The sequence below is a fragment of the Synechococcus sp. R6-10 genome (genome assembly GCF_047461815.1).
GTDB lineage: Bacteria > Cyanobacteriota > Cyanobacteriia > Thermostichales > Thermostichaceae > Thermostichus.
Map to the genome: position 1 here is coordinate 1 of NZ_JANSHW010000040.1, position 10381 is coordinate 10381.

Genomic DNA, 10381 nt, shown 5'->3' on the forward strand with positions numbered 1-10381 from the left:
GGTGCAATGGGCTGTTCTGTACGGCCTGATGGTGTTGGTCGTGCTGCTGCTGATCGCGAGGGGGATGGGGCGGTGGAGCGAGCCTTCTCCCCCCTTGGCCCTGAGCTGGCGAGATCTGCGGGAACGGCTGACAGCGGGCTGGGACTTTGCGGTGGGGCTGGCCGCGGTGAAAACCTTCACCGATTTGGATAAGCTGCTCTTGCCCCGTTTGGCCTCAGCAGCGGCGGGGGGTCTTTACAGCGCTGCCTATCGGGTGATCAACTTCTCGCAAACGCCGATGATCGCCCTGCTCACCAGCCATTTTGCCGAGCTGTGCCGCCAAGGCCAAAAAGGACTCCCACAAGGCTGGCGCTACGCCTGTCACCTTTCCCCTTGGGTGGTGGGCTACGGCAGTTTGGCCGCCCTGGGGCTGGCGCTGGGATCCTACGGGATCCCCTGGGTGCTGGGATCGGCTTACCGGGAAACGGCCCTCATCCTGCGTTGGCTCAGCCCGGTCATTTTGCTAGAGGGGATCCACCTTTTGCTGTCTCACCTGCTCACCGGGGCAGGGTTGCAAAAGCCCCGCAGCCGTCTGCAACTGATGGCTCTGGGGCTGAATGGGCTTTTGAATGCGGTTTGGATCCCAAGGTGGGGTTGGCAGGGGGCGGCCCTAGCGACCTTGCTGTCGGAGATGGCCTTGGTGCTGGCTTTGCTGCTGTTGATTGGGGGGCGATTGCACGCTCTGCAGAGATCTGGGCCTAGGGAGCCTTAACAATTTTGTAGGTGGCTTTGGCATCGGGGCCAAAGGTGATCACATCCCCCGACTTGAGCTGGTGGGTGGTCAATTTCTGGCCGTTGATCAACAAGCCATTGGTGCTGGGGCGACCTTCCAGATCCCCATCCAAAATGCGGTAGCAATATTCTCCCTCTCGCTCGGCGGGAATCCGCAGCAGCATGGCGTGGTAGCGGGAGGCATACTGAGAGTTGAGACAGATGTCGTTCGCCAAGTCCCGACCGATGAAGTATTTGGCGGATCCCAGCACCTGGGTACGGCGGCCATCTCGGTCTTCCACGATCAAGATGTGCTGGTGGGTACCGGAAGGAGAAGGCACAGATTCAACCATACTTCCGCTGTCAATACCAGTGTTTAACCGTACCTCAAACTATACCGAAGTTTAGCCTTCTTCCTGCTATCGCTGGGTCTGCAGAATCGCTCATCCAGCGCCCCAGAACTCTCGACCGATCCAGTGGGCTAGCGAGGAACATTCTGGAGCAATGAGCCGACCCATCCGGGGAAGAGGGTGTAAGCTCCTACCGCCCATTGGGCCATGCCCACCACCACCTCTGACTTGGACTGGCGAGCGGCATCCCAAATGGCTTCGGCAACTTCTTCCGGCTGGCTGGCCCAGAAACTCTCCAGCGCCTGTTGCATTTGCTCGCGGGCTTTGCCACCTGAGGTTTGGGAGTGGCCATCGGGAGAGGACTCTGGCCCCACCTCATCCAGAAAAATGGCTCGCTTGAGGAAATTGCTGCTGACGATGCCCGGATGGACGCCGATCACCTGGATCCCTTGGGGTTGCAGTTCCAGACGCAGCGCTTCTGTCAGCCCGCTGACCGCGTACTTGCTGGCACAATAGGCGCTCATCTGGGGCAGGGGCATTTTGCCGCCAATGGATCCCACGTTGATGATCTGGCCTTTTTTGCGCTTCAACATGTCGGGGAGCACGGCTCGGATGGTGTGGAGGTAGCCCCAAAAGTTGACCGCCATCAAAGCCTGCCAGTGTTCCAGGGTAGTTTGCAAAAAAGGGCCACTCATGCAGATGCCGGCGTTGTTGATCAGGCAGTCGATGCGGCCATAGCGTTCTAGGGTTCTCTCCACCAGGTTTTGCACCTGTTCTGGCTGCGTGACATCGGTGGGAACGGCCAAGACCTCGGCATTTAGGCTTTGCTCCAGGTCGATGGCCGTTTGCTTCAGGGTTTCGGCAGTGCGGGCAGCCAGCGCCAATCGGTAACCCCCACGGGCAAAGGCAAAGGCAGTAGCTCTGCCGATGCCTTCAGAGGCGCCTGTAATTAAAACAACATCGGCCATCCTGCTTCTCCGTAAATCTGGACTGGGATCCTTCTACCTGTTGTAGCTTCTCCGAGAGTTAGGGATCCCTGCTTGGCTGAGGGCTTAAGATACTGAACGATAGCGAAGATAAGGTTTATGGCCTCTACCTACTCATTTGATATCGTCAGTGATTTCGATCGGCAGGAACTGGTGAACGCTGTGGATCAAGCCCGACGGGAGATCAAACAGCGCTACGACCTCAAGGATACTCAGACGGAAATTGAGCTGGAGGAGGGATCCCTGACCATCACCACCGCCAACGACATGGCCCTCAACTCCATTCGGGATCTGCTCCTCACCAAAGCGGCCAAGCGGGGTCTATCCCTGAAGATCTTCGACTTCCAACCCCCAGAGAGCGCCGGCGGCAACCGAGTGCGCCAGGTGGTTCACCTGAAAAAGGGCATTGATGCCACACTGGCCAAACAGATCGCCAAGCAAATCCGCGACAACTTTAAGAAGGTGCAGCCCGCCATTCAAGGGGATCTGGTGCGCGTTTCCGGCAAGGATAAAGACGAGCTACAGGCGGTCATTCAAATGCTTAGGCAGCAGGACTACCCGGTGGCGCTGCAATTTGTCAACTATCGATAGGGATCCTCTGGGCTTCCGTATCTTTCCCCTCAACCCCTCTTGCAAGATTAGAGATCTCAGGATCTGTGAAATGTTGGGTTTAATGGCTGCTGGAAATGGTGATGGCCTACGCTCCTCAAAGCTTGAGTTTTCGGCCAATTGGGATAGGGGGCTCTGGTGAGAAATCTTGTGAAAGTAACCGTCGGAATCAAGCCAGCAAGTCTCTGAGAATCTCATTGGAAAATAGCCAGCCATCGGGCGGAATCAGCCGTAGCCGGCCTGCCTCACAACTGGCCCATCCCTTCTCAAAATAGGGATCCAGCCTCTCCAAAGCTTGCTCGACCTTTGGGTGGCCAAAACGCTCCTGTAAATGGCACAAATCCAGACCTTCCTTTAGACGCAACCCCAACATCAAAGTATCCATCCAAACTTCTTCTGGGGATGCTTCAGGAGGGAGAGGGTGGACTCCGACTTTCACCTGCTCGAAGTAGTGGTAAAGGGTTTTGGGCTGCTGAATGCGCCGTCCCCCCTCGTAGCCGACGGATCCCATGCCAAAGCCAAAGTAAGGGCGATTTTCCCAGTACACTCGGTTGTGGCGACAGGCGTAGCCGGGGCGGGCAAAATTGGAGATTTCGTAGTGGATGTAGCCCGCTTCGGTGAGCAGCTCCCGCGCCATTAGGTACATGGCAACTGTGGTTTCCTCGCTGGGCAAAGGTGCTGCTCCCGGTCGGTACATCCGACCAAAGCGGGTTCCCGGTTCAATCGTCAGATCATAGACGGAGACATGGGTGGGGTTAATCTCAAGAACAGCTCGTAGAGACTGCTGCCAGTGTTCCAAAGTCTGGTAGGGCAGCCCAAAGATCAAATCCAGGTTGAAATTCTCAAAGCCCGCCGCCTGCAAGTCGGCCACGGCTTCGTAAACTTCCTCCACTCCATGCAGGCGACCACAAGCGGCCAGCAGCTCTGGCTGAAATGCCTGTACCCCTAGGCTGATGCGGTTGACCCCCAGCTCCCGGTAGCCCGCCAACTGCTCCCGCGTCAGGGTGCCGGGGTTGGCCTCCAGAGAAATCTCGCAGTCGGGATGAAACGGGATCCTCTCCCTCAATTGAGTCAAGATCCGCCCCAGTTGCTCCACCGTCAGCAGAGAAGGGGTGCCACCCCCGAAAAAAATGCTGGTCAACGGTCTGGGATCCCCGGCCAGATGGCGGTAGCGGTAGGCGCCGCCGATCTCCCGGCAGAGCATCTGCACGTAGGTTTCCATCAACTTGCGGGTGCCCAGGCCGGTGGCAAAATCACAGTAGTGGCAGCGTTGCCGACAAAAAGGGATGTGCAGGTAAGCTGCTTCAGGCCAATCAACCTGGTCGCGGCAGCATTGCAGAGCAGTATCGGTCGGAGTGGGATTGTGCAAAGCCGTTGCCACAGCCATGGGTCAGCTCAAACGGGATAGAACCACTATACTGATAGACTCCGAAACTCCTCACGAGGAGGGATCCCATGGGGACTGTACGCCTGGCGGTGATCGACTATGAGGCGGGAAATCTGCATTCGGCTTGCAAAGGGCTGGAGCGGGCCGGAGCTGAGGTGCAGCTAGTAACAGAGCCAACTGGACTAGCGGCTTTTGACGGCATTGTCCTGCCCGGCGATGGGGCCTTTGACCCAGCCATGCAGCAGCTGCGGGCGCGGGGCTTTGGGAAAGCGATCCGGGAAGCTGTGGAGCGGCAACAGCCTTTTTTAGGCATTTGCCTTGGGCTGCAAGTTTTGTTCGAAAGCAGCGAAGAGGGAACAGAGCCAGGGCTGAGCATTGTGCCTGGACGGGTGCAGCGCTTTCGACCGGAGCCGGGCTTGCGTATCCCCCACATGGGCTGGAACCAGTTGCACCTTACCCAACCCCAATCGCCTCTTTGGGCAGGGATCCCGAATCAAAGCTGGGTTTACTTTGTCCACTCCTACCACGCAGTGCCCAATGACCCAAGCTGGGTGGCTGCTACCACCCAACACGGCAGCCAAACCTGTGTAGCCGCTATTGCCCGCGGCACCTTGTTTGCTACCCAATTTCACCCCGAAAAGTCGGGCCCTGTTGGCTTGCAGATGTTGCAAAACTTTGTCGAGTTTGCTGCCCGTTGCTCCCTTTTATCTGCTCCCAGAGCTTAGTGCCCCATGAACTACTGGCTGATGAAATCTGAGCCCAGCGTTTACAGCATCTGGGATTTGCAGCGGGAGGGCCAAACCCTTTGGGATGGCGTGCGCAACTACCAAGCCCGCAACTATCTGAAGGCAATGCAGCCTGGGGATCGCGCCTTTTTCTACCATTCCAATGCCGAGCCACCCGGAATTGCCGGTTTGATGGAGATCCTGGAAACCCACGTGGTGGATCCCAGCCAGTTTGATCCGACCAGCCCCTGCTACGATCCCAAGTCCACTCCAGCAGATCCCCGGTGGTACACGGTGCGGGTGCAATTTTTGGCTGCTTTTGAAAGAGTGATCCCTTTGGCCAAATTGCGGGCCACCTTCACCCCGGAGGAGCTGGAGGTGGTGCGGCGGGGCACACGCCTGTCGGTCATGCCGGTTGCCGAAGGGGTGGCGAAACGATTGCTGGCGCTGACGGGAGTTTCTACGCAGTCTCCTCTATGATGGGCGAGGCCAACCTGAGTGGGGCCAATTTGCGTGGCGCCGACCTAAGTGGGGCGGATCTAACGGGGGCGGATTTGCGAGGGGCCAATCTGTCGATGGACAACCTGAAGAGCGCTTTTCTGGAAGGGGCAATCTACAGTGCCAACACCCGCTTTCCCGCCGAGTTCGACCCAAAATTTGGAGGGGATGACATTGTTCGGCGCTGACCCCAGCTCACCGGCTTAAAATTCATGAGCCAAAAGCTGAGAGCCCCCAGCGCTGTAAGCTATCAAAGGCCGCGTAGGCCGTTAGATCCGGCTGCAGGGGCGTAATCGACACATAGCCCTCAGCAACCGCCCGCACGTCCGAACAGGGATCCACCTCCTCTTCCACCACCTCTCCAGCTAGCCAGTAGTAGGCCTTGCCGCGCGGATCCACCCGTTTCTCGTAGAGATCTGTGTACTTGCGCCAGGCCAGGCGGGCCAAGACCATGCCGCGTATTTCAGCCAGCGCTAGGGGGGGCACGTTGATGTTCAACAGCATCGGCTCCCCCAGGGGTTTCAGGCTCAGTTTCTCCAGTAGCTTCAGCACCACCTGGGCCGCTGGTTGAAAATCCTGATGGGTAAAACTGGCCAAGCTTACTGCCAGGCTAGGGATCCCTTCCAATAGCCCTTCCATTGCCGCCGAGACGGTGCCGGAGTAGAGCACATCCGTGCCCAGATTGGCTCCCTGATTGATGCCGGAAATCACCCAATCGGGAGGACGATCCAATAGCCCGTCCAGACCTAACTTGACACAGTCGGAAGGGGTGCCCGAACAGGCCCAGGCCTGCACTTCTGGAGGAAATCCCTCCCGCACCGGATCCACCCGCAGCGGCTTGTGCAACGTCAGGGCGTGGCCGGTGGCCGAGCGCTCCCGATCCGGACAGACCACCGTTACCTGGTGCCCCCCCAGCTGGGCCAGCGCTGCTGCCAAACACCGCACCCCTGCCGCCTGGATGCCATCGTCGTTGCTGATGAGAATATTCATCCCAGCCACCCCACACCCGCCCTTAGACATACACCAGTCTGACCCAATGATCTGCGCTGATCCCCCAGGTAGCCGAGTTCAGCGGCAGAATCTGAAAATTTACGGCTTCTTGGGGTTATTATTGGACGTAGCCTTTTGAACAATATCAGTAGGAACACAATGTCACCCTATGAGGTCAAGTGCCATTATGAAGCTAAGGTAAAGTAAACCCTGCGGTTTCCTTCCTCTTTGTATTTGCCTTCTTGTGTGTATCTTGCTGTTTCTCCATCCCCATCTTCCTAAGACTCCGTCCCGTTGACGTGTAGGTGCTCCGCACCGCCGGCGCGAACGCGGAAGCGTTGCATAGCCTACAGCCGGGTAAAGCTGGAAAGTCTGTAAAACCCATCAGGTCGCTCGAGCGACAGGAAGTTGATCTCATGTCACTTGTTTCCATCACATCGGCAACAGAGGCTCAGGAATGGCGTGAGCTTTGCCAGTGGGCCGAGGAGCACTACCGCTGTCGCACCTTTCCCAAAGACGTGCGCATTCCCACTCGTCCGGGATTGGTGTACATCACCCAAGAGGGAGTGGTGCGCCTGGTCAGCCAAACTCCAGAGCGGCGGGAGGTCTTTGTTGGGTTCATCACGGCTGGATTTCCTTTTGAGCTGAGCAACCCAGAGCGCTTTGAGTTGAAAGCCTGCACCCACGCCGATCGCACCACGGTGATGTGGTTTTACTGGCAGGATCTGGAGCAGTGGCCCTATCTGCACCAGAAGATTCAGGAAAACTTCCGCCAGCAACTGCAACGGAAGCTGCTGTGGTTGGGAAATCTGGGCCAACGGCGCGCCATCGATCGCCTCAAGGGCTTCTTGAGCCTGTTGATCGAAGAGTATGGACAGCCCTGTGAACAAGGGATGTATCTCCCCTGGCCCCTTACCCATGCCCAGATTGGGGATGCCATTGGGGCCACCCGCGTGACGGTGACTCGTCTTCTGGGATCCCTGCGTTCGAAAGGGTTTGTGCAGGTGCTGGATCAAAACTTAATTTGTATTCCCAACGGGGTAAAGCTCCAGCCCACTCCGAAGAAGGCGGCCAGCGCCTAACCCTGCTGTCTAGATGCTATCCAGAGTGTTATGCCTACAGCAGTCGGGAACTGCACTGCTGACGCGATGGGCCTGCAGCTCCACTACCGTACTTGGGGAAAAGGGATCCCCTCCCTCCCAATCTTGATGCTCCACGGCCATCCGGGCAATGCCGACTGCATGGCGGTATTTGCAGAGGCAGTGGCGGGGATCCACCCCTGTGTGGCGCCAGATCTGCGTGGCTACGGGCATTCCCAGGTGACGGATCCCTTTGAGATGCAGGATCACCTAGAGGACTTGGAGCGGCTGCTGGATCGCCTGGGCTGGCAGGAGTGTCTGGTTCTGGGCTGGTCTTTGGGCGGGATCCTGGCCCTGGAGTTGGCTTTGCGGCTGCCGCAGCGGGTAAAGGGTTTGGTCTTGGTGGCCAGTGCCGCCTGCCCCCGCAGCAACCATCCCCCCACCGATTTTTGGGATCAGGTCAACACCGGCGTTGCCTCGCTGCTCAACTGGCTTTGGCCCGGCTGGGAATGGAACATCGAGACCTTTGGCCGTCGCTCCCTTTACCGCTACCTGATGCAGCAACAGACCCCAACGGCCTATCGGTATTTGGCGCACATGGCCTTGCCCGCCTATCTGCACACCTCCCCCCAGGCTCGCCAAGCTCTGCGCGCCGCTTTGCAACGGGGCTACAACCGCGAGGGAGATCTGCACCGAATTCGCATCCCGGTACTGCTTATGGCCGGCGAGCGGGATCGCCACATCACCGCCAACAGCAGCCTGGCCACAGCCCGCGCCCTGCCCCACTGCACCTGCATTGTCTATCCCAACGTGGCTCATCTCTTTCCCTGGGAGATCCCCGACCGGGTGGGACAGGATCTGCGCCGCTGGCTCAGCGCTCAAGACTGGGCAAGTGGGATCCCGGTGGTTGGCTCTTCCGCTTCCTCTGCAGACAAGGCGGCAGAAGCCTGACCCTGGGCCAACTTCCGCAGCCGGGCAAAGGCCTCTTCCTCTAGATGGATCTGCTGCTGCTGTTGTTCTTCTGGGGTGCGCAGGCGCTTTCCCAACGGCTGTTGCAGCGTGCCCAAGAGCAACGGCTCGGAAACTCCCGGCTCGGGATGGATGACGGTGCGGGCCCGCAAGGTGAACACCGGCGAACCGGTGGAGAAGCGTCCTGGGGATCCCAAATCGCTGGCCGCCTGCTTCAGGGTGAGGATCAGTTGCTCTGGGGTGATATCCGGGCTGACAGCAATAACCGCTCGATCCGCCCCTTGGTCATAGACGGTGGTGTAGGGGGCAGCACCGGGAATGCGGGAGCGAAAGATCGGCCCCAAGCTGAGGGCAAAACATCCCGCTGTTAAAACCAGCGCAAACGCCGTGTAGCCCACCAGGGAAAACTTCAAGGGCCAATTGCGGATCCAGGCCAGCAGGGTGAGCATAGCCAACAAGCCTGCCAGACCTAGCCCAATTCGGGTGGCAGAGGCAAAGAAAGATTCCAAAGTTGCATCCATGATTCCCCAGTTTAGCGGCTAGAGCTTCATCTCTAGGATGCAGGATGAGCCCGATTCTGGCTGCCCTATCTAAGGACTCCGTCCCGCTGGCACCCTGCTCCAGAAGGGCTTGGCTGGTTCTATCACCAAACCCCTGTGAGAAGAGGCAAGACGGATCAACCTACCAAACCCAGAAAGCAGCGAGCCTTACAGCTCGTCACAGCAGACTAAAAATCATGGGCAAGGTCGGATTCGAACCGACACGGTTTCCCGCCGCATTTTGAGTGCGGTGCGTCTACCAGTTTCGCCACTCGCCCGACTTGAAACCATTATCCTACTGAACTGGCGAAACCTCGTCAACCAATCCCCCGAACTCTATCGGCGGCGGTCTTTCTCCAGTTGCTGGGCCTTTTGCCGAAGCTGGCGGGTTTGCTCCATCACCTCCTCCAGATCCTCGTGGGATAGCCGCTCGACGTAGTTAATTTTGATCTCTTCCAGCAAGTCTTGCAGGAGAGAGCGAATTTCTTCCGAAGCATGCTCCTGGCTGAGTTCCCGTGCCAAGACCTCACCAAACCGCTGCATCAGTTGCGCTGCCAGCTTGGAGCCGACGGGATCCTCGAAACTGCCCGTCAGGGTTTTGTAGGTGGTGGTGGTCAGCTCGTTGGCCAGGCGCTCCGTCAGTTGGCCAGGCAGGGATCCCAGGCCGGGAAGCTGTTCTAGAGTTTGCATGGCAGGCAACTGCTTGAGCAGGCCATCCAGGTTGTAGCGGAGCAGTTGTTGCAATTCCGGTTGCACCTGGGGCAAAACGCGGTAGAGAACAATGCGAAAAACCAGGTTGGCAATCGCCTCCAGCTCGTTGGTGTTGTTGATATCAATGTAGTCGCGCTGGGTACGCGCTGCCGGCAGCAGGGGCAGGGATCCCCGCTGAATGGATACCTGGATTTGGTTAATCACCCGCACGACAATGACTTCCGTCAGATCCTCGGCGAAGTTGGTAACAAAGCCCTGGCTCACCTGGGCGCGTACCCGCTCCAGATCCAGCAACTGCGCTTGTCCCAGCCGGATGGTGACGGGGATCACCCGCAGCCAGCGCCAAAAGGGCAGCAGCAACAGCACATCGTACCAACGCCAGAGCATGGCATCCAGCCAATTGACGCCGGTGTAGCGGCGGCTGATGGCCACCGTGCGCAGCAAAAATTCCAGCCCAAACAGAAGCACGAAGGGAAAATCCAGCACCGGGAAAAAGTCAACAGGGTTACCGCTCTCACCAATGGGGCGGAAATAGTTGGTCTCGAAGAGGGGGCGCAGCCGGGTCTGGAAAAATTCGATTCCATCTGCGGGATCGGCGCTGGCCAAGTACTCAGCAGTCCAAAAGCGGGCAAAGGCGGCTCTGGCAGAGTCGGCTTCTGGGATGTGCTCCCGCATCAAATTGAGGATACGCACAAACTGGCCAGTTTTGTTGGCGCCGTAAACTACCCGGCTCCGACCGCTAAGCGGTACGGAGCGGGCTTTCAGTAGCCCTGAGCCTGCTCTGCTCT

13 protein-coding genes and 1 tRNA gene are annotated in these 10381 nt (G+C 58.3%); 7 read left to right on the top strand and 7 right to left on the bottom strand.

Features of this window, described 5'->3' with window-relative positions; genetic code table 11:
* Positions 1-751 (top strand): lipopolysaccharide biosynthesis protein (locus NW837_RS01200; protein ID WP_414328906.1); only part of this gene is annotated, 751 nt, incomplete at its 5' end.
* On the opposite strand, the gene NW837_RS01205 is transcribed toward NW837_RS01200, so the two are convergent.
* Together NW837_RS01205 and NW837_RS01210 are read right to left on the bottom strand one after the other, a co-directional pair.
* Positions 738-1103, bottom strand: a complete 366-nt coding sequence (locus NW837_RS01205) for an FHA domain-containing protein (protein ID WP_011432528.1) — start codon at positions 1101-1103, stop codon at positions 738-740. The genes NW837_RS01200 and NW837_RS01205 overlap by 14 nt on opposite strands.
* A gap of 128 nt (positions 1104-1231) precedes the next feature.
* Positions 1232-2068: an SDR family oxidoreductase gene (locus tag NW837_RS01210; protein WP_414328908.1), complete on the bottom strand. Its 837-nt coding sequence runs from the start codon at positions 2066-2068 to the stop codon at positions 1232-1234.
* Positions 2069-2185: 117 nt separating this feature from the next.
* Between NW837_RS01210 and NW837_RS01215 the strand changes: the two genes are divergently transcribed.
* Positions 2186-2677, top strand: a complete 492-nt coding sequence (locus NW837_RS01215; protein WP_011432526.1) for a YajQ family cyclic di-GMP-binding protein — start codon at positions 2186-2188, stop codon at positions 2675-2677.
* A gap of 187 nt (positions 2678-2864) precedes the next feature.
* Here the strand turns inward: NW837_RS01215 and hemW are convergent, their stop codons facing one another.
* Entirely contained in the window at positions 2865-4082 is a 1218-nt protein-coding gene (gene hemW / locus NW837_RS01220; protein WP_414328910.1) for a radical SAM family heme chaperone HemW, read from the bottom strand.
* Between the two features lie 68 nt (positions 4083-4150).
* Here hemW and hisH point away from each other — a divergent pair, with 68 nt between their 5' ends.
* Genes hisH through NW837_RS01235 form a run of 3 tightly spaced genes read left to right on the top strand, consistent with a single transcriptional unit; the run spans position 4151 to position 5493 of the window.
* A complete protein-coding gene (hisH, locus tag NW837_RS01225; protein ID WP_414328912.1) occupies positions 4151-4807 on the top strand; it encodes an imidazole glycerol phosphate synthase subunit HisH in 657 nt (218 codons plus the stop codon).
* Positions 4808-4813: 6 nt separating this feature from the next.
* Positions 4814-5287: an EVE domain-containing protein gene (locus NW837_RS01230; protein WP_414328914.1), complete on the top strand. Its 474-nt coding sequence runs from the start codon at positions 4814-4816 to the stop codon at positions 5285-5287.
* Entirely contained in the window at positions 5284-5493 is a 210-nt protein-coding gene (locus NW837_RS01235; RefSeq protein WP_414328915.1) for a pentapeptide repeat-containing protein, read from the top strand. The genes NW837_RS01230 and NW837_RS01235 overlap by 4 nt, the downstream gene beginning before the upstream one ends.
* A gap of 22 nt (positions 5494-5515) precedes the next feature.
* Here the strand turns inward: NW837_RS01235 and surE are convergent, their stop codons facing one another.
* Entirely contained in the window at positions 5516-6295 is a 780-nt protein-coding gene (gene surE, locus NW837_RS01240; protein ID WP_414328916.1) for a 5'/3'-nucleotidase SurE, read from the bottom strand.
* A gap of 416 nt (positions 6296-6711) precedes the next feature.
* On the opposite strand from surE, the gene NW837_RS01245 reads away from it, so the two are divergent.
* Together NW837_RS01245 and NW837_RS01250 are read left to right on the top strand one after the other, a co-directional pair.
* Positions 6712-7377 carry a Crp/Fnr family transcriptional regulator gene (locus tag NW837_RS01245; RefSeq protein WP_011432518.1) on the top strand — a complete coding sequence of 222 codons (666 nt, stop codon included), beginning with the start codon at positions 6712-6714 and terminating at the stop codon, positions 7375-7377.
* Positions 7378-7407: 30 nt separating this feature from the next.
* Positions 7408-8325 carry an alpha/beta fold hydrolase gene (locus NW837_RS01250; RefSeq protein ID WP_414328917.1) on the top strand — a complete coding sequence of 306 codons (918 nt, stop codon included), beginning with the start codon at positions 7408-7410 and terminating at the stop codon, positions 8323-8325.
* Here the strand turns inward: NW837_RS01250 and NW837_RS01255 are convergent.
* From NW837_RS01255 to NW837_RS01265, 3 genes are all read right to left on the bottom strand, one after another.
* On the bottom strand, positions 8253-8864 hold the full coding sequence (locus tag NW837_RS01255) for a Ycf51 family protein (RefSeq protein WP_414328918.1): 612 nt from the start codon (positions 8862-8864) through the stop codon (positions 8253-8255). The two genes, NW837_RS01250 and NW837_RS01255, sit on opposite strands and share 73 nt — an antisense overlap.
* Positions 8865-9080: 216 nt before the next feature.
* Positions 9081-9160 (bottom strand) — tRNA-Leu (locus NW837_RS01260).
* A gap of 58 nt (positions 9161-9218) precedes the next feature.
* Positions 9219-10381: hypothetical protein (locus NW837_RS01265; RefSeq protein WP_414328919.1), on the bottom strand; the 1163-nt coding region annotated here is incomplete at its 5' end.

Excerpts from the sequence above, each read along its gene's own strand:
- NW837_RS01205 (WP_011432528.1), bottom strand. The coding sequence starts at position 1,103 with ATGGTTGAATCTGTGCCTTCTCCTTCCGGTACCCACCAGCACATCTTG.
- NW837_RS01210 (WP_414328908.1), bottom strand. The coding sequence starts at position 2,068 with ATGGCCGATGTTGTTTTAATTACAGGCGCCTCTGAAGGCATCGGCAGA.
- NW837_RS01215 (WP_011432526.1), top strand. The coding sequence starts at position 2,186 with ATGGCCTCTACCTACTCATTTGATATCGTCAGTGATTTCGATCGGCAG.
- hemW (WP_414328910.1), bottom strand. The coding sequence starts at position 4,082 with ATGGCTGTGGCAACGGCTTTGCACAATCCCACTCCGACCGATACTGCT.
- hisH (WP_414328912.1), top strand. The coding sequence starts at position 4,151 with ATGGGGACTGTACGCCTGGCGGTGATCGACTATGAGGCGGGAAATCTG.
- NW837_RS01230 (WP_414328914.1), top strand. The coding sequence starts at position 4,814 with ATGAACTACTGGCTGATGAAATCTGAGCCCAGCGTTTACAGCATCTGG.
- NW837_RS01235 (WP_414328915.1), top strand. The coding sequence starts at position 5,284 with ATGATGGGCGAGGCCAACCTGAGTGGGGCCAATTTGCGTGGCGCCGAC.
- surE (WP_414328916.1), bottom strand. The coding sequence starts at position 6,295 with ATGAATATTCTCATCAGCAACGACGATGGCATCCAGGCGGCAGGGGTG.
- NW837_RS01245 (WP_011432518.1), top strand. The coding sequence starts at position 6,712 with ATGTCACTTGTTTCCATCACATCGGCAACAGAGGCTCAGGAATGGCGT.
- NW837_RS01250 (WP_414328917.1), top strand. The coding sequence starts at position 7,408 with ATGCCTACAGCAGTCGGGAACTGCACTGCTGACGCGATGGGCCTGCAG.
- NW837_RS01255 (WP_414328918.1), bottom strand. The coding sequence starts at position 8,864 with ATGGATGCAACTTTGGAATCTTTCTTTGCCTCTGCCACCCGAATTGGG.